This window comes from Stenotrophomonas sp. 112478_Sma, from assembly GCF_056479905.1.
The window spans coordinates 36,209-54,313 of record NZ_CM151072.1; the positions used below are offsets into that span (position 1 = coordinate 36,209).

Annotated in this window: 16 protein-coding genes; 4 read left to right on the forward strand and 12 right to left on the reverse strand. The window is 68.1% G+C overall.

The window, feature by feature from the left end; all coding sequences use genetic code 11:
* Positions 1-27: 27 nt before the first annotated feature.
* From plsB to ACZK08_RS00185, 5 genes are all read right to left on the reverse strand, one after another.
* Complete coding sequence (gene plsB / locus ACZK08_RS00165) at positions 28-2,664, reverse strand: glycerol-3-phosphate 1-O-acyltransferase PlsB (protein WP_065174083.1); 2,637 nt, start codon at positions 2,662-2,664, stop codon at positions 28-30.
* On the reverse strand, positions 2,664-3,617 hold the full coding sequence (locus tag ACZK08_RS00170) for a hypothetical protein (RefSeq protein ID WP_053516063.1): 954 nt from the start codon (positions 3,615-3,617) through the stop codon (positions 2,664-2,666). Before ACZK08_RS00170 ends, plsB begins: the two co-directional genes overlap by 1 nt.
* Before the next feature lie 314 nt (positions 3,618-3,931).
* The gene (locus ACZK08_RS00175; protein WP_065182122.1) at positions 3,932-4,753 is read right to left on the reverse strand and encodes a serine protease; all 822 of its coding nucleotides are present in this window, start codon (positions 4,751-4,753) and stop codon (positions 3,932-3,934) included.
* A gap of 219 nt (positions 4,754-4,972) precedes the next feature.
* Positions 4,973-5,698 (reverse strand): orotidine-5'-phosphate decarboxylase, encoded by a 726-nt coding sequence (pyrF, locus tag ACZK08_RS00180; RefSeq protein WP_053516059.1) that lies wholly within the window; start codon positions 5,696-5,698, stop codon positions 4,973-4,975.
* Positions 5,695-6,612 (reverse strand): 5'-nucleotidase, lipoprotein e(P4) family, encoded by a 918-nt coding sequence (locus ACZK08_RS00185; protein ID WP_065182171.1) that lies wholly within the window; start codon positions 6,610-6,612, stop codon positions 5,695-5,697. Before ACZK08_RS00185 ends, pyrF begins: the two co-directional genes overlap by 4 nt.
* Before the next feature lie 99 nt (positions 6,613-6,711).
* Here ACZK08_RS00185 and ACZK08_RS00190 point away from each other — a divergent pair, with 99 nt between their 5' ends.
* Positions 6,712-7,362 (forward strand): YceH family protein, encoded by a 651-nt coding sequence (locus ACZK08_RS00190; protein ID WP_065182121.1) that lies wholly within the window; start codon positions 6,712-6,714, stop codon positions 7,360-7,362.
* Positions 7,363-7,410: 48 nt separating this feature from the next.
* Here ACZK08_RS00190 and ACZK08_RS00195 read toward each other — a convergent pair whose 3' ends face one another.
* Positions 7,411-7,938 (reverse strand): GNAT family N-acetyltransferase, encoded by a 528-nt coding sequence (locus ACZK08_RS00195; RefSeq protein WP_065182120.1) that lies wholly within the window; start codon positions 7,936-7,938, stop codon positions 7,411-7,413.
* A gap of 86 nt (positions 7,939-8,024) precedes the next feature.
* A complete protein-coding gene (locus ACZK08_RS00200; protein ID WP_065182170.1) occupies positions 8,025-10,001 on the reverse strand; it encodes a UvrD-helicase domain-containing protein in 1,977 nt (658 codons plus the stop codon).
* 118 nt (positions 10,002-10,119) lie between these two features.
* Between ACZK08_RS00200 and ACZK08_RS00205 the strand changes: the two genes are divergently transcribed.
* Positions 10,120-10,878 carry an SEL1-like repeat protein gene (locus tag ACZK08_RS00205; RefSeq protein ID WP_053516053.1) on the forward strand — a complete coding sequence of 253 codons (759 nt, stop codon included), beginning with the start codon at positions 10,120-10,122 and terminating at the stop codon, positions 10,876-10,878.
* Positions 10,879-10,917: 39 nt separating this feature from the next.
* Entirely contained in the window at positions 10,918-11,538 is a 621-nt protein-coding gene (locus ACZK08_RS00210; RefSeq protein ID WP_053516051.1) for a thymidine kinase, read from the forward strand.
* Positions 11,539-11,759: 221 nt separating this feature from the next.
* Here the strand turns inward: ACZK08_RS00210 and ACZK08_RS00215 are convergent, their stop codons facing one another.
* From ACZK08_RS00215 to ACZK08_RS00230, 4 genes are all read right to left on the reverse strand, one after another.
* A complete protein-coding gene (locus tag ACZK08_RS00215; protein WP_065182119.1) occupies positions 11,760-13,364 on the reverse strand; it encodes an OpgD/OpgG family glucan biosynthesis protein in 1,605 nt (534 codons plus the stop codon).
* A gap of 105 nt (positions 13,365-13,469) precedes the next feature.
* The gene (mutM, locus tag ACZK08_RS00220; RefSeq protein WP_065174093.1) at positions 13,470-14,282 is read right to left on the reverse strand and encodes a bifunctional DNA-formamidopyrimidine glycosylase/DNA-(apurinic or apyrimidinic site) lyase; all 813 of its coding nucleotides are present in this window, start codon (positions 14,280-14,282) and stop codon (positions 13,470-13,472) included.
* Between the two features lie 19 nt (positions 14,283-14,301).
* Positions 14,302-14,631, reverse strand: coding sequence for an EF-hand domain-containing protein (locus ACZK08_RS00225; RefSeq protein WP_065182118.1), 330 nt, complete (start codon positions 14,629-14,631; stop codon positions 14,302-14,304).
* Positions 14,628-15,830, reverse strand: coding sequence for a DesA family fatty acid desaturase (locus tag ACZK08_RS00230; protein WP_053516042.1), 1,203 nt, complete (start codon positions 15,828-15,830; stop codon positions 14,628-14,630). The genes ACZK08_RS00225 and ACZK08_RS00230 overlap by 4 nt, the downstream gene beginning before the upstream one ends.
* Before the next feature lie 214 nt (positions 15,831-16,044).
* Between ACZK08_RS00230 and ACZK08_RS00235 the strand changes: the two genes are divergently transcribed.
* Positions 16,045-16,803 carry an ABC transporter ATP-binding protein gene (locus tag ACZK08_RS00235; RefSeq protein ID WP_231107769.1) on the forward strand — a complete coding sequence of 253 codons (759 nt, stop codon included), beginning with the start codon at positions 16,045-16,047 and terminating at the stop codon, positions 16,801-16,803.
* A gap of 88 nt (positions 16,804-16,891) precedes the next feature.
* Here ACZK08_RS00235 and ACZK08_RS00240 read toward each other — a convergent pair whose 3' ends face one another.
* Positions 16,892-18,097 (reverse strand): DUF4785 domain-containing protein, encoded by a 1,206-nt coding sequence (locus ACZK08_RS00240; RefSeq protein WP_065182117.1) that lies wholly within the window; start codon positions 18,095-18,097, stop codon positions 16,892-16,894.
* Between the last annotated feature and the right edge of the window lie 8 nt (positions 18,098-18,105).

Genomic DNA, 18,105 nt, shown 5'->3' on the forward strand with positions numbered 1-18,105 from the left:
CACCTACCGTAGGACCCGGCGCGACCTTCAATCCTGCGGCGCAGGCTCGTCCGGGCGTGCGGCTTCCGGGCTGACCCGCTCGATGGTGTGGCGCAGTTCGCGACCGAGGATGAACTTGGCGTCCTTGGCCCAGGCATCCAGGCGCTGGTCGAACAGCAGCTTGCTGTTCTCGTCGGGCCATACCAGCCGCAGTTCGCGCAGCTTCTGGATGAAGCTGCGGAACAGGGCCTTGTCGAAGAATTCCGGTGCCGCCGGCGCGTAGAGCAGGCTCAGGCGCTGTGCGGCCTGCTGGCACAGGCTTTCCAGTTCGGCGGCGCCGAGCGTGCCCGGCCCGTTCTTCACCAGCACCGAAATGGCGATGTAGTAGCGCTCGAAGGCCTGCTGCAGGGAGTGGCCGATCGCACGCAGGCGGAACACTTCGTCGGTCTGCCCGGTGTTGCGGGCAAGAATGCCGCCATCGTCCTCGTTGACGTTCTGCAGCAGTCCCTCGCGCACGAACACGTCAATGGTCTGGTCGATGCGCTGGGCGAATTCGTCCTCGGTCCACGGCAGGAACAGCTCGGCCTGCAGGAACGGGTAGACGGTGCGGCCCAGCTGGACCAGGCCGGTGCGGCTCATGCGGCGGTTGTTCTGGAAACAGCACGCCACCCACGAGGAGGCGGTGAACAGGTGCAGCACGTTGTTGCGGAAGTAGCTCAGCAGCACCGCGGTGTCGCCGCTCACACTGAGCACGTCGCCCAGCGGGTGCTTGATGCGGGTAAGGACGTTGATCTCCTCGGCGTGGGCGATGATCCGCTCCGGCGAATGCGGAGTCACCGTCACCCGGTCCGAATACGGCATCTCGACCAGCAGGGTCTTGCACAGTTCGATCTGCGCGATCAGGTCCGCCTCGCCCATTGCATGCTTGGGCGTGGACAGCAGGGCCAATGCCAGCAGATTGATCGGGTTGACGTCCGCCGCGCCATTGATGCGTTCCTGGATGCGCTCGGCCAGTGTATCGACAGTGGTCGACAGCCATGCCGGCTTCTCGTCTTCCGGCACCGCCTCACCCTTCCACTCCGGCGCCTTCTCGGCCAGCACGTCGTTCAGCGCGATCGGCTCGCCGAAGTTGACCACCACCTGCCCGTAGTTCTGCTTGAGCACCTTGGGGATGCCCCACAGCAGCTGCCAGATCGATTCCTTTTCCTTCGGTCGGCCGGAGAGTTCGTCCAGGTAGCTGCCGCCTTCCATCAGCTTCTCGTAGCCGATGTAGACAGGCTGGAACAGCACCGGCTTGCGCGGCTGGCGCAGGAAGGCACGCAGGGTCATCGAGATCATGCCGCCCTTGGGCTGCAGCAGGCGGCCGGTACGCGAACGGCCGCCCTCGACGAAGTACTCGATGGAATAGCCACCGGCCACCAGCTGCGCGACGTACTCGCTGAGCACCGCCGAGTACAGCGCGTTGCCGCGGATCGAGCGGCGGATGAAGAACGCGCCGCCCTTGCGCAGCAGCGTGCCGACCACCGGCAGGTTGAGGTTGATGCCCGCCACGATGTGTGGCGGCACGATGCCGCGGTCGTACAGCAGGTAGGACAGCAGCAGATAGTCCATGTGGCTGCGGTGGCTGGGCACGTACACCACTTCATGGCCCGGCGCGGCCGCCTTGAACTTGTCCAGATGGTGAACCAGCACACCGGCATAGATCCGGTTCCAGACATGGCTGAGCATGAAGCTGGCCGAGCGCACCACCGGGCTGGAATAGTCCGCAGCGATTTCCCAAGCGTAGGCATGCGCCTTCTTCCAGGCATCGGCCGGCTTGGAATTGTCGCGCTTGGCCTGCGCGGCGATCGCTTCGCGTACCGGCTCGGCGGCCAGCACCTGGTCCACCAGCAGGCGGCGGGTGGAAAGGTCCGGGCCGATCACCGATTCGCGGATACGGCGGAAATGGGTGCGCAGCACGCGTTGCAGCTTGCGCACCGTACGCTCGGGCTCCAGGCCCTCGTTGACGGTGGAGCGCAGCGAAATCGGCGGAGCGAAGCGGACGATGGTGCTGCGGCCGTTGAGCAGGACCGCCAGCAGGCGGCGGAAACGGCCGACCAGCGCCCAGTTCTCCGAGAACAGTACGGCAAACCACCCGCTCTGCTTGTCCGGCGCGCGGCCGACGAAGATCGACACGGGCACCAGGTGCACGTCCAGATCCTCATGCACGCGATGCGCCTGCAGGACTTTGGCCAGCGAATCGGAATGAGTCTTGGCGCCACGCTGTTCCGGAATCAGCGAGTTGCTGGAACTGCGCCGCGACAGTGCCAGGTAGGCGCGTTTGCGACCGGTCGGGTCGCCGGCCAGCGGCACCAGCGGTGACGGCAGGCCCGCCTGGCGGCACGCCTTGTCCAGGATCAGCGCGTTGGACAGCCCGTAGTCTTCCAGCACGTACATCACCGGGCGGCCATCGTTGTACTGGCCCGGATCCTCAGGTTCGATCTTCAGCGACAGCCACGGTTCGACCAGGCGGCCGAGCAGCCGTGCCCACAGCGGGCGGCGGCCGGGAGGACGGGCGTGCACGGGCGGCGGCACCGGATTCGGGCCGGTACTGGTCGAGGGGGACGCCAGCGCCGTTTCGGCGGGCGTCGACTGGGATTCTTCGCCGGGGAACGGCAGCGGGTTCTGTTTCGACATCGGCGCCATTATGGCTTAGGCGGCGGCATTGCCGCTTCTTCGCCTGCATCGGCGGGTTCGGCCGGGGCGGGCGCGGCTGCCGCACGGGCCGCGTCGGCCTGGCGCAGTATCGCGTCGGTATCGGCCAGAGTGCGGGTCAGGTACCAGTGACCTTCGCGCCGGCTCAGCGGCAGCTGCAGGGTCAGCTCGCGCCCGGCCAGGTCGTACTGCAGGCGGACCAGCGCGTTGTCGCCCTCCAGTGACAGCACTTCGCCGCGGATGCTGCGCAGGGCTTCGTCCACCCCCAGCCCGTAGCTGGCCAGCACGGCCTTGAGCGTGTGGATGAACGGCGCCAGCTGCTGCAGGCTGCCCTCCATCCCCGCGGCCTGCAGGCCGGCATCATCCTCGAAGCCGACCTGGGTGGCGGCGCCGACGAGCGCGGCGATGCTGCTGCGCGCCCGTGCGCGATCGCTGATCGGTGCGCCCTGCGCCCAGCCGGACAGGGCCTCCACCAGGGCGATGTAGTGGGCCTGCTGGCTGGGCGTGTATCCCTTCTGATGGCGCAGGTACTGCACCCCGAAGTTGCCCATCGACTGCGCGGCCTGGCGCACCGCGCCGGACTGCCCGGCCAGCTGGCGGTCGAAACTGCGCTGCAGTTCGGCGCTGGCGCCGGGCCTGCGCAGGGCGGCCAGCATCGGCAGCAGCTGGTCACCCAGCGGCAGTTCGGTCAGCGGCCATTGGCTGTGTCCGTCCGCCCAGGCCTGCTGCAGCCGCTGGTACTGGCTGGGGGGCACCGACAGCTTCGCGTAGCCGAGCAGATCGTCCTCGGCCAGACGCTGCGCCATCGCCTGCACGGCGGCCACCGGTTCGGCTGCCGGTCGGGCCGGATCACTGCCAGGCTCGCGGCACGCGGCCACGGCCAGCAGCACCATGGCCGCCAGCCCCCACCCTCGTGCAGACTTCGTTCGCACTACCGTGCTCATGCCTTCGGACTCCCCGGACCGGTCCGCATCTTGCGGCCTGCAAGGTGACAGCGGCAAGCCGGGACGTCACGGTTTCCAGCCAAGGGGGTCAGATCCCCTCTGCTGCGGCAGAAGGGATCTGACCCCAGCGCCGCCACCGGGATAAAAAAAGAGCCCGGATCACGGGGATCACAGGCTCCTCAAGCCGGCTCGAGGCCGGAGGACAGTGTTGTGGCGCAGGTCCGGTCCGAAGACCGGATGGCGCGATCCTACGCCGCCGCACAACTTAAGGCAACACATGATGTAATGTTATTCAACTTATTGATTTTATTGAATCAATCGCGTTGCCACACGGATTCGATGAAATCCACGGCATGTTTTTCGGCGATTCGGGCATAAACCCCCGGGTAGCCGGCCAGGGCACAGCCTTCGCCCCAGCTGACGATGCCGAACTGGGTCCAGCCCTCCCGCAGGCGCAACAGCAGGGGCCCGCCCGAATCGCCCTGGCAGCTGTCGATGCCCTCGCGACCGGCACAGATCACCTTGCCGCGGGCCAGCTCACCGGCGTACGCCTGCTGGCATTGCGTGAAGGGCACGAAGGGCGTCCGCACCGCCTGCAGCTCGGTCGGGTAGATCACGTCGTCATCGATGCCGGTGTCACCCCAGCCGATCACGGTGAAATCACGACCCGGCTTGAGATAGCTGGCGTCCGGACGCAGGCGCAGGGCAACCGGCTGCACGTCGGCCAGCGGCGCGCTGAGGTGGATCAGGGCCACGTCGTGCTCCAGGGTGTTGCCGCTGTTGAAGGCCGGGTGCACGTGGATCGCCCTGATGTTGGACGCTCGAGGCGATGGCGCGGTGGCCAGCGTGGTGCTGCCGGCCAGCACCGCCAGCCGCGCGGGCGAGTTGCCCTGTACGCAGTGCGCGGCGGTCAGGATCCAGGACGGCGAGATCACCGTGCCGCCGCAGACGTGGCGGTCGAAGTCACTGTCCCCCAGCTCCAGGCCCTGCAGGCTGACCATGAACGGATACTCGCCGGGCACGGCCGGGGCGCCGCCGATGATGTGGGGCGACCCGGTCGCTGGCGCTGCTGCGGTGGCAGGAAAGATGGCAGCGGCCAGCAGGCCACCGAACAGCAAAGAGGTGCTGCGATACATATCCTTGTACTCCCTCTATCGATGATTGGAACCGGCGAAGCCGCGGTCCACGCCGGTGCATCGATTGGAAGGGCGACCACCCCCGCGCACTGCGAGCGGGCTCACAGTTCATCGGTGTGGGGACGGTCGCGTCATTACGGGAGCCACAATTGCGAACGCCATCCCGCATGCAGCGCGATGGCGTTCATGATGTCACCGTGATCGCTGTTGGTGCGGGACTCAGCGTGCAGCCAAAGCCGACGCGATTTCCTGCTGGATCGACCGCGCCGCTGCCTGCGGATCGGCCGCCAGGCGGATCGGTCGACCGACCACGATGGCGTCGGCGCCATCGGCAAACGCCTGGGCGACGCCGACGGTACGCTTCTGGTCGTCGCCGACCGGACCCCCGGGGCGGATGCCCGGGCAGACGATCGAGAAGCCTGCACCGGTCGCGGCACGGATCGGCGCGGCTTCCTGGCCTGATGCGATCACTCCGTCGATACCGGCGGCCTGCGCGGCCAGCGCGCGCTCGACCACCACGTCCACCGGCTCGCGGTCGATTCCCATCTGCGCCAGGTCCGGACGCCCCATCGAGGTCAGCACGGTGACCGCCAGCAGGCGCATGTCGCCGGTGCTGGCCGCGGCGCAGGCTTCCATCATTGCCGGATGCCAGCCGTGGATGGTGGCGTAACTGACCGGCCACTGCGACAGCCGCCGGATCACCGCCGCCGCGGTAGCGGGGATGTCGAAGAACTTCAGATCGACGAACACGCGCTTGTCGCGGCGCGCCAGCTCATCCAGCACCTGGAAGTAGTCACCGGACGCCAGCAGTTCCATGCCGATCTTGTAGAAGGCCACGCTCTCGCCGAGGCGGTCGACCCACTCCAGTGCCTGTACGCGGTCAGGGACATCCAGCGCGAAGATCAGGCGCTCATCGTCGCGCAGCGGCAGCGGTGCGCGGCTCACGGCGCGTAGTCCAGGGCAGCGCGCTTGGCATCATGGCGTGCCTGGCGCGACTGGCTGTAGTCATTGTTGAACTGCGCCGGCTCGAAGCCGCCGTAGGTCGGGTTCGGCAGCATCCACCAGCGCTCGCCGAACCAGTCGTGGTACTGCTGCAGCAGTGCGTCACGCCCTTCATTGGTGTTGGCGGTCACTTCCACGAAGTCGCCCAGCTGGTCGCCGAACTGCATCAGCACGCGGTACTTCTGCCCGGCCAGGCGCCGGCGGCAGTTCTTCTCGCTGCCGGCCTGCTCGCAGCCTTCGACCACGGTGCCCAGGCCCAGGAACACGCTGTCATCGGCGACCGGCAGGCCCTGCTCGCGCAGGTTGGCCAGGGTCGCTTCCTTCAGGTGCACGGCGCGGTTGGAGATGTACAGAAGGGTCACGCCTCGGGCATTGGCCGCCTTGGCGAAATCGACCACGCCGGGAATCGCCTTGGCCTTCTTTTCGGCCACCCACTGGTCCCAGCTCAGCTCGTCGTATTCCTTGCCGTCGCGCACCAGGCGCGCCTGGTAGGGCGAGTTGTCCAGCACGGTCTCGTCCACGTCCAGCACCACCGCGGGTTTCAGGCCCTTGGCCTCGTTGCCGCGCTCTTCCGGCACCAGCGCGTCCCAGTGGGCTTCCTTCAGCGCGCCGTCCAGGCGGTCGGCGGCGGCACGGTAGGTCTGCTCGGTGATCGCGCGGTACTCCTGCGCGCGCTGCATCCACAGCACCGCGTTGAGGTTGTCGTTGGCGGTCGCGTCGCCGGCCGCCCCGGTCTTGGCGGCCGGGGCCACCGGAGCGGCCGCGTCGTTGGCCGGGGTCTCGACGCGCTTGCAGGCGGACAGACCCAGCAGCGCCGTGGCGAGCAGGGTGAGGGACAGGGAAACAGGACGACGCATGGCATTCACCGGCAACAGATATCGGATCATTTTACCGGCAAAGGCGCCATCGGGACGGCTATGCTTGGCGGTTGACCCGATGCCTTCCCGGAGGCCGCCATGACCGATGCCATCCAGACCCCCGACCGTCCCCTGCTCGACCCCGTGCAGGCCCGCCTGCTGGGCTGCCTGGTAGAGAAGGAGGCGACCACGCCGGACACCTACCCGCTGACGGTCAACGCCGCCCAGTCGGCCGCCAACCAGAAGACCGCGCGCGAGCCGGTGATGAACGTCGACGCCGGCAGTGCGCAGCACGCGCTGCGCCAGCTGGAGTCGATGGGCCTGGCGCGCCAGCACTTCTCCTCGCGTGCAGACCGCTACGAGCATCGCCTGCAGGCCGCGCTGGACCTGACCCGGCAGCAGACCGTGCTGCTGGCAATGCTGCTGCTGCGCGGGCCGCAGACACTGGGCGAGCTGGTCACGCGCAGCGAGCGCCTGTACCGCTTCGCCGACACCGACGAAGCCCGCCACGCCATCGAGCGCCTGCAGCAGCGTGAGCTGCTCATCGTGCTGCCGCGCGCCAGCGGCCAGCGCGAGGACCGCTACATGCACCTGCTGTGCGGCGAGGTGGACGCGGCGGCGCTGGCGGCACGGTACGCAGGCGGTGCCGGTGGCAGCGAGCCGGCCGACCCGGGCCTGGCTGAACGGGTGGCCCAGCTGGAAGCGGCAGTGGCCGAACTGCAGGCGCAGCTGGCGGACCTGCGCGGCTGAGGCGGCCCGCCGGGCCTGGCCCGACGCTGTCGATGCGGTACAGGCGGACTAGCCGACCGGCGCCGCTCCCGGCGTGGCATACAGACGGCTGGGCGTGGCGATGCCCGGCAGCTGGATGACCCCCTGTTCGCACATGCCCAGGCCCAGCAGGATCTTCCCGGACACGACGTTGTCCAGGTCGGTGATGCCATAGAGGTCCTGCAGGCCAAGGGCGCCGCGCGCGTGGGTGAAGACCGCCCGCGCCGCTTCCCCTGCGTAGCCTTGCCCCGTGTACTCCGACAACAGTGCATAGCCGATGTCCGGTCCCGGCAGGCCGTCGCGCCGGACCAGCCCGGCATTGCCCAGCCAGGCGCCATCGGACAGACGCTCGATGGCATACATGCCGAATCCGTTCAACGCATAGCTGTGCAGCACGCGCAGGGCGATGTACTCGCGGGCCTGCGCTTCGCTGTGCACGTTGCGGTCACCAATGAAGCGCACGAAACCAGGATCGTTGAGCAGCGCCAGCATCGGCGCCGCATCACGATCAGGCTCGATGCGGCGGAGCCGCAGGCGTTCGCTTTCGATGGGATGCATGCGCAGACCTGTGGGTGGAGAGGCCCGATTGTAGGGCGATGTGCTGGGGTCAGAGCCCTTCCCTGCGGGAAGGGATCCGACCCCGGTCAGTCGAACAGGGCCTCGATCGCCGCCAGTCCCGCCGTTGCCCGCTCCTTCTTGCGCGCGGCATCGGCCACCGGGTCGGCGCCGTCGCGCTGGATCTCCTCGGCCGGGATCTCGTCGAAGAAGCGGCTGGGCTTGAGCCGCACATGCTCGCCGAACTTGCGGGTGAGCTTGCTGTAGCTCATCCACAGCTGGATCTTGGCGCGGGTGATACCCACGTACAGCAGCCGCCGCTCCTCCTGCAGGTTGCCTTCATCGAGGCTGACCTGGTGCGGCAGCACGCCGTCCTCGCAGCCGACGATGAAGACATACGGGAACTCCAGGCCCTTGGAGGCATGCAGGGTCATCATCCGCACCTGGTTGCCGCCCTCATCCTTGTCGCTGCGCGACAACAGTGCCAGCTGGCCGGCCAGATCGGCGGCGGTGGCACCGCGCGGCCCGCCTTCAAACCACTGCGCAAGTTCCTCGATGTTGTTGGCGCGGCGCTGGTAGCTGGCCTCTTCCTTGGCCTGCTGGCGCAGCTCGCTGAGCAGGCCCGATTCCTTGGCGACCTTGCGGATCATGTCACCGGAGCTGACCTGCCGCATCTGTGCGCGCAGGTCGCGCAGGATGTCGGTGAAACGCGCCAGGCTGTTGGCAGCGCGCGGCGGCAGCTGTGACAGCGCGCCGATCGCCTCGGCCGCCTGGGCCATCGGCATGTCTTTTTCCGATGCCAGTTCGGCCAGCTTGGCCAGCGTTCCGGCACCCACGTCACGCTTGGGCGCCTGCACGGCACGCATGAATGCGGTGTCGTCGTCCGGGTTCACCAGCAGCCGCAGCCAGGCCAGCGTGTCCTTCACTTCCTGGCGCTCCAGGAACATGGTGCCGCCGGTCAGGTGATAGGGAATACGCAGCAGCTGCATCGCCTTCTCCAGCGGCCGCGACTGGAAGTTGCCGCGGAACAGGATGCAGAAGTCACTCCACGGCACGTTGCGCGACTGCGCCACGAAGGCGATCTCGGCGGCCACCTTCTCTGCCTCGTGCTCGCTGTTGCGGCATTCCCATACGCGGATGCGCTCACCGTCGGCCTGATCGCTCCACAGTTTCTTCAGGTGCTCGTGCGGGTTGTTGGCGATCAACGCATTGGCCGCGCGCAACACGCGGTTGGAGCAGCGGTAGTTCTGCTCCAGCTTGATGATCTCCAGCGTGGGGTAGTCGCGCCCCATCTGCTGCAGGTTCTCGGGGTTGGCGCCACGCCAGGCGTAGATGGACTGGTCATCGTCACCTACGCAGGTGAAGTTGCCCTTGTCCCCGGCCAGCTGCTTGAGCAGGCGGTACTGCGCGTCGTTGGTGTCCTGGCATTCGTCCACCAGCAGGTAGCCGATGCGTTCGCGCCAGGCCAGGGCGATCTCCGGGTTCTCCTCCAGGATCTGCACCGGCAGGCGGATCAGGTCGTCGAAGTCGACCGCGTTGAACGCGGTCAGGCGCAGCTGGTAGCGCTCGTAGACGCTGGCTGCTTCCTTCTCGCGGTTGCTGCGCGCGGCAGCCATCGCCTGCTCGGGCGAGAGACCGGCATTCTTCGCCCGCGACACCAGGTTCTTCATGTCCTCGATATCGTCGGGCTTGGCGCCATGCATCAGGTCCTTGATCTGCGCGGCGGCGTCGTCGGCATCGAAGATCGAGAAGCCGCGCTTCAGGCCCACCGCCGCATGCTCGATCTGCAGGAACTTCAGGCCCAGGGCGTGGAAGGTGCAGATGGTCACCTCGTCGGCGTCCTGCTCGCGCAGACGCTTGGCCACACGTTCGCGCATCTCCTTGGCCGACTTGTTGGTGAAGGTGATCGCGGCGATGCGGCGGGCCGGGTAGCGGCCGCAGCCGATCAGGTGGGCGATCTTCTCCACGATCACGCGCGTCTTGCCGCTGCCGGCACCGGCGAGCACCAGCAACGGGCCTTCGATGTGCAGGACGGCGGCGGCTTGGGGAGGATTGAGACCGTGCATGATGGGCGGATTGTACCGGGCGGCCGGGCACCACCACAGAGTCGCCATCGCCCGGCCCGGCTTGCGATGGGCGCCGTCCGGTGCTATCAGTGGGCAGACGCATCAATGGAGTGATGTCATGAACACGCACACGCGCTTGTTCTGCCTGGTCATACTCGCGATGGCTGCGCCAGGCTTGGCGGTGGCCGCCGCGCCGGCGCTGGAGTGCAGGTTGCAACCGGCCAAGCCCATTCCCCGCGATGTACTCACCAACGGCTTCTTTGAGGCCCATCCTGACCTGCGATGGCGGGGTCATGCCCTGGGGCTGTATCGCGAGGGCAAGTACGCGCAGGCGCTGCGCAGCTTCCGCACTGCCGCGCTGTATGCCGACAAGTTCTCGCAGTCGATGGTGGCGCGGATGTACTGGCAGGGCGTCGGGACCGCCGTCGACCGGCCGTTGGCCTATGCCTGGATGGATCTGGCCGCCGAGCGGATGTACCACGATTTCCTGCGCCAGCGCGAACTCTACTGGGAGCAGCTGGACGAGACCGAACGCGCACAGGCCGTGCACCGGGGCCAGGCCGTGTATGCACGCTTCGGCGATGCCCAGGCCAAGCCGCGCATGGAGAGGAAGCTGCGCCAGGGCCTTGGCCAGATCACCGGCTCGCGTACGGGCCATATCTCGCCCGGGCTGATGGTGGCGTCGCGTTCGGGGCCCGACGCTATGCCCGGCCTGGTTACCCCTCAGGTGCCGGCGCAGCTGGTCTACGACAAGGCCTGGTGGGATCCCCAGCGGTACTGGTGCAACCAGGATGCGTTCTGGGCCCGCCCACTGGATGCCTCCGTCGAAGTGGGCGAACTGGAGCAGCTGCCGAACGTGCCACCGGCAGCGAAGTAGCCTGCGGCCGGCTGCGCAGCGGATGCGTACAATTGGCCGATGGCCAAGCTCTACTTCTACTACTCGGCGATGAACGCCGGCAAGACCACCACCCTGCTGCAGAGCGCGCACAATTACCGCGAGCGCGGCATGCGGGTGGCGATCCTGACCCCGCGCCTGGATGATCGCGCGGGCGCAGGCGTAGTGGCCTCGCGCATCGGGCTACGCGCCGAAGGCATGGCGTTCGACCGCGACACCGACCTGCAGCGCTGGGCCGAACAGGACCTGGCATCGAACGGGCCGATGGGCTGCCTGCTGGTGGACGAAGCACAGTTCCTGACCCGCGCGCAGGTCTGGCAGCTCAGCGAAGTGGTCGACCAACTGCGCATCCCGGTGCTGTGCTACGGGTTGCGCACCGATTTCCGCGGTGAACTGTTCGAAGGCAGCCAGTACCTGCTGGCATGGGCCGACGAGATGCAGGAGATCAAGACCATCTGCCACAGCGGCAAGAAGGCGATCATGACCGTCCGCGTGGATGAGCATGGGCATGCCGTGCAGGACGGCCCGCAGGTGGAGATCGGCGGCAACGACCGCTATGTGTCGGTGAGCCGGGCCGAGTTCAAGAAGATCACCCGCGGTGAAGGCCGCATCGAGCCGATGCAGGCACCCTTGCCGCTGTAGGCGGTGTTTGGCAGGGCTGCGCTCACCTGCGGAAGCTTCAAGCAACGTCAACGTCGAGTGAAACTGTGGGGTCAGATCCGTTTTCCTTCGGGAAAACGGATCTGACCCCATCGGCATGTCCAACTCATCCCGGGAAATTGCCTATCCACAGGGAGCCAGCTTCTGATGTTGCTCCGGCGTCTGCGGATGGGGGGCTGCAAGCCCTGCAAACCGACACCCACTCAGTACAGCGTCCGCTCCGGTGCACCGGCCGGCGGCGGGGTGTACTGGTACAGCCAGGTTTCGGTCAGCGGCTTGCCACCGCTGCGCAGGTACAGGCGGATGTCGATCTGTTCGGTGCTGCCCTCCGACGGCACCAGGTCGAACATCGCGCGGTAACCGTCGATCTCGCGCAGCGGACGCGCCGATACGATCTCGACACGGCCCCGGCTGGTTTCCACCACTGCCTCGACCTCGGCCTTGTCGATCAGCTTTGCCAGTTCGCCGCCTTCGAAGTCCACGGCGAAGCGCCACGAGAAGTACTCGCGTTTCTTGCCGACCACACCACCCAGCCCCGTGCGGCTGGCCACGCAATGCGCCAGCGGTGGCCGTGCCGGCGGCTCGGCGCCCCAGTACAGGCGGTAGCCGACCAGCAGCTCCTGTCCCGGCTGCGGCTTCTCCTTCGGATTCCAGAAGGCGACGATGTTGTCGAAGGTCTCATCGACCGTGGGGATCTCCACCAGCTGCACCGAGCCCTCGCCCCATTCGCCCTTCGGCTCGATCCACAGGCAGGGGCGCTTCTCATAGAAGACGCCGTCGTCCTGGTAGTGATCGAAGTTGCGGTCGCGCTGCAGAAGGCCGAAGCCACGCGGATTGCGGTCGACGAACATGTTGAAGCGCAGGTTGCGCGGATTGCACAGCGGCCGCCAGATCCACTCACCGGCCCCGGTCCACATCGACAGGCCATCGGTATCGTGGATCTCCGGGCGCCAGTCCCAGTCCATGCGGCGGTCGTTCTCACCCACCTGGTACATGCTGGTGCACGGCGCGATGCCCAGGCGCTCGATCGCCTTGCGCGGATAGAGCGCACTGTCGATGTCCATCAGCAGCACATCGCCGTTGGTGATGGCGAAGCGGTAGGCGCCGGCTACGCTGGGCGAGTCCAGCAACGCATAGACGATGATGGTGTCCGAATCGGCGGCAGGCTGCTCGAGGTAATAGGCGATAAAGTCGGGAAACTCCTCCGGCCTGCCCATGCCGGTATCGATCGCCAGGCCGCGTGCGGACTGCCCGTACTGGCCTTCCTTGCCGACCGCGCGGAAGTAGCTGGCGCCAAGGAACGCGGCGAAATCGCGGTCGGTATCCTTGCGGGTGTTCAGGCGGAACCCGGCGAAGCCCAGGTCCGCCGGCAGTTCGCCGTTGCGGATCCCGCTCTTGCCGTAGTTGAACGCGGCACCGTCATACGCCAGTTCCTGCGCCTGGCCGTCGACCACGTCGAACATGCGCACCGGCGAATGGAAGTACAGGCCCAGGTGGAAGAACTTGGCCTGGAACTTGCCCGGCTGGTCGGCCCACAGCGCGTGGTCCTGGCGATAGCTGATGGACTGGTACTGGTCCCAGTCCAGCGCTTCAAGCCGGCCCGGCAGCACCCGCTTGTGGCTCTGGTAGGGGGCCTGTGCCAGTGCGCGTGCCTGCCCCTTCAGGGTGGCGAAGCTGAACGCCTGCGGCTGGCCGAGGCGGCGCAGGCCGACCTGGCCGTTCCTGCTGGCGGCGCAGGCGGGCAGGGACGGCAGGCCGAAGGCTGCCAGGGCCAGGGAGGCGTTGCGGATGAAGTCGCGTCGTTGCATGCAGGCGCGTCAGGCACAGGGAAGGGTCGGCCATCATAGGCAGACAAACGTTAACGGGCAGCGGAGGGCGCAACCTCCCATTCAGCTGCCGCTGGCTGGACCGCCTCAGCGCTGGCAGTGGCTGCACCACACGCTGGCACGCTGGCCGATCATGGCGTGCTTGAGCAGGCGTCCGCAGGTCGGACAGGGCAGCCCGTCGCGGCCATAGACCAGCAGTTCCTGCTCGAAGTAGCCGGGTGCGCCATCGGGGCTGATGAAATCACGCAGTGTGGTGCCACCGCGGGTGATCGCGTAGCCCAGCGTTTCCTTCACCGCGGTGGCCAGCCGCTGGTAGCGCTCGCGTGAGACCTTGCCGGCCTCGCGCAGCGGGCTGATGCCGGCCTTGAACAGGCTCTCGGCGGCGTAGATGTTACCGACGCCCACGACCACCGCCTGGTCCATGAGGAAGGTCTTGACCGGGGCGCTGCGGCCGCGGCTGCGGGCGAACAGGTAATCGCCATGGAAGGCCTCGTCCAGCGGTTCAGGCCCCAGCCCCTGCAGCAGCGGATGGACCTGCCCGGCCGGTTGCCAGAGCAGGCTGCCGAAGCGGCGCGGATCGTTGAAGCGCAGCAGGCGCCCGTTGTCCAGGCTGATATCCACGTGGTCATGTGGCCGCAGTGGGGTATCTCCGGGCAGTACACGCAGGCTGCCGGACATGCCCAGATGCAGTACGGCACTGCCGATGGCCGTGTCCAGCAGCAGGTACTTCGCGCGCCGGCGGATGCCTTCGATGCGCTGTCCCGGCAGCAGCTGCGCAATCTCCGGCGGAATCGGCCAGCGCAGGTCGGCGCGGCGCAGGATCACGCCGTGGACGCGGCGGTCCTGCAGATGCGGGGCCAGGCCGCGGCGAGTGGTTTCGACTTCGGGCAGTTCAGGCATGCCCCGATTCTACGCCCGCTCAACGCGGGGGCGCGGACAGCTCACGGGCGTCGAGAAACCCGTCACCGTTGGCATCCTGCTTGTGGAAGCGCTGCACGATGACCTGCCGCTGCTGCTCGCGGGTGATCGCTCTGCCCTTGCCACCGGGCAGTTCATCGGCAGTCAGCACGCCGTCGCCATTGCGGTCCATGCGGTCGAAGGCATACAGCATCCACTGCACGTACTCGGTCTCGCTGACCCGGCCGTCGCCGTCGCTGTCCATCTTCTGCAGGTAGCTGCGGGTGTCGCTGACCTGGGCCGGGGCGGCGGCCGGCAGCAGCGCGGCCAGCAGCAGCGCCCCTGCCCTCATGCGCCCACCAGCGTGTAGCCCTTCAGCCGTTCGGCATAGGCCTGCAGCGCCGCGATTCCGCTCCCCTCGGCCTCGCGGCACCACGCCTGCAGGTGTCGCAGGCGCTCGGCGGCATCGTGCCCGCGCGCCTCCAGCAGCGCAGCCAGCCGCGCGCGGTATTCGACCAGCACACGGATGCGCGGGCGTTGCGCCACCCACTCGCTGAGCTGGGCACGGTTGTCCGGCTTCAGCCAGCGCCCATCGTTGACCAGGCCGCGGCGCAGCCGCCGCGGCAGCAGCCGGCGCAGCTTGGCGCCCGCCTGGGCGGCTTCCTCGCGCAAGGCCGGCATGAAGACGTTGCGCTGGTAATCGGTCATCGCCTGGAAGCGATGCGAGAGCAGTGCCTTCAGGGTCTCGGCGTCGGGCACGGCGATGTTCGGGCGCACATCCATCGCCGGTGCGACGCGCAGCACCCTGGCCAGGCGCAGGGCCTGCAGCAGGCGGATCGCGCACCAGCCGATGTCGACTTCCCAGCGCCGCATGGCAAAGCGTGCCGAACTGGGGAAGGCATGGTGGTTGTTGTGCAGTTCCTCGCCACCGATCCAGACGCCCCACGGTGTCAGGTTGGTGGAGGTGTCGGCCGATTCGTAGTTGCGGTAACCCCACCAGTGCCCCAGGCCATTGACCACGCCGGCCGCCCAGAACGGAATCCACGCCATCTGGATTGCCCACAGTGCTACGCCCGGCAGGCCGAACAGTACGCTGTTGATGGCCAGCAGCAGCACCGGGCCGAGGGTCGCATGCGGGGTATACAGGTGGCGCTCGATGGCATCGTCGGGCGTGCCGCGTCCGTACTGCTCGATATCCGCGCGCATGCCGCGTGCTTCCCGATACAGCTCCACTCCCCGCCAGAACACCGTGCCGATGCCGCGCGTGACCGGGCTGTGCGGGTCGTCCTCGGTCTCCACCTTGGCGTGGTGCTTGCGATGGATGGCCACCCACTCGCGGGTGATCATCGAGGTGGTCAGCCACAGCCAGAAGCGGAACACGTGGGCCAGTGCCGGATGGAAATCGACGCCGCGATGGGCCTGGCTGCGATGCAGGTAGAGCGTCACCGAGAAGATGGTGATCTGGGTGAAGACCAGCAGCACCGCCAGCATGGCCCACCCTCCCAGGCCGAGCACGCCACCGGTCAACAGGGATATCAGGGCATCGGACATGGAGGCTCTCCGGATCGCACGGGGATGGCAGACATCATGGCCGCTTGCGTTGCAAACTGCACCTCTGACCGCGGTGCGCCAGCACCGCTTCCGTGGCACCGTTCACAGTTGGGGACCTGAGTTGTCGAGCCTGGATCCGCGCGCCCGCGCCGTTGTCGCCGTCCCGTCCGCCGGGGAGCGGCCGCCGTTGATCGAACTGGACCGCGCCAGCGTGATGCGCGGCCAGGTGAAGGTCCTGCATGGGCTGAGCCTGCGCATCGCGCAGGGCCAGCACACCGCCCTGCTCGGCCCGAATGGCTGCGGCAAATCGACCTTCATCAAGCTGATCACCCGCGAGCTCTACCCGCTGGCGCAGGGCGACGGCGCGGTCGCGGTGAAGGTGCTGGGCCAGAACCGCTGGCAGGTGGACCGGCTGCGCTCGCAGCTGGGCATCGTCACCGGTGACCTCAGCAGCACGCTGTCCGAGATGCCGGGGCTCACCGTCGAGCAGGCCGTGCTGTCCGGTTTCTTCGCCAGCTGCGTGGTGCCGGCTTTCCGTGAGGTGACCGCCGAGATGCGTGCCCGCGCCGGCGAGACACTGGCGATGACCGGTGCGCTGGCCCTGCGCGAGCGCGCCTATGCAGAGCTCTCTGCCGGCGAGACGCGCCGGGTGCTGATCGCGCGCGCGCTGGTGAACCGGCCGCAGGCGCTGCTGCTGGACGAACCCTCCACCGGCCTGGATCTGGTCGCCCGCCAGCAGCTGATCGCGACCATGCGGGCACTGGCGCAGCAGGGCATCACCCTGGTGCTGGTGACCCATCACATCGAAGAGGTCATTCCCGAGATCGAGCGGGTGGTGCTGCTGCGCGACGGCCGCGTGCTGGCTGACGGCAGTCGGGCCACGCTGCTGTGTGACGAGCCTCTGTCGGAGGTGTTCGGCGGGCCGATCCGGGTGGTTGAACAGGATGGCCGGCTGACGGCGTACGCGGGGTGAGCAGTACGCCTGCGCAGTGCCGGCGTCGGCGTGGCGCTGCAGGCGGTGCAGGGTAGCGGGCCGGCATTCCGGCCCGCCACGTCATGCCTCAGAACCGCAACGCGACTGCGCGTGACTCGATCGGTGCCATCCGGCTCTGGTCATGCAACTGCAGCTCGCGCAGTTCGAAGGGGGCACCGAAGCCGGCCGGCAGCGCTGCCTGGTCGAACGGCAGCACCAGCTGGCCGCGACCGGGACCGTCGAACCATGCGGCGGCGTGCGCCTGCGCGACCGGACGCAGTTGGCCATCCGGGCCCGTGGCGTGCAGGGTGCCGCGCGCTTCGTAGCGCCCGGCGGCGGCGACCTGCAACGGCAGCGCCACGCGCCGGCTGGCCTGGTCCGGTGTGGCCTGCCCGACGAAGCGGGCGGTCGGCCGGGCTACGGCGAAGGCGACCTTGCCGTCGCGCAGTACGCCATCGGCCTGTGCGAACACCTGCAGTTCCCACAGCCCCTGCGTGTTGCTGGCCTCGGCGGGAATCCGTACCTGCGCGTGCAGGCTGCCGTCGGCCGTACGCAGCAACCGCTGCGGCCAGCTGCGGCCATCGGGTGCGACCAGCAAGGCTTCGCCGCCCAGTCCTCCGCGGCGCGCCTGCAACTGGGCGGGACTGGCTCCGTCTTCAAGCAGGCGTGCCCGCAGCTGTACGCTGCCGCCGGCCAGGACCTGCGCCTGGCTGGCCTGCACCTCCAGCCGCAACGGGCTGTTGGGTTCAAGCACCTGTACGACGTAGCGGCCCTGCGCCTGCGCGCTCTGCAGGCGGTAATTTCCCGCAGCACTGCCCGTGCCGGTGCGCAGCATGCTGCTGCCTTCGCCCACGGGCATGCCGGCGTCCTGCAGCTGCCGCGCGTCGACGGCGCGGGCGACGCTGCTGCGGCCGGCCGGATCCCGGACCTGCAGTGACTGCGCCGGAACCGCGCGCGCACCGGCTGCCGGGCTCAGCTGGATCACCGCATCGGGGGCGGTCAGCGGCAGCTCCAGGCCACGTTGCAGCTGCGCGCCATCGACCTGCTGCCAGTAGCTGCGGCTGACCGAGGCGTAGGGCGTGGAGGCCTGCAGGGCCTGCGCCGGGTCCAGTGCCCAGGCAAACGCCAGGGGCGCGTGTTCGCTGTCGTCAGGCGGCAGCGGTGCGGCCACCAGCGTGGCCACCACCTGGTCGCCGGGGAGGGCGCGCAGTGGCTGCGCAGCGTGCACCGTGGCGGAGGCCGTGGCCAGGGCTGCCAGCACGGCGATGGTCAGCGGAAGGGAATTCATCGTCATCGTCGTCG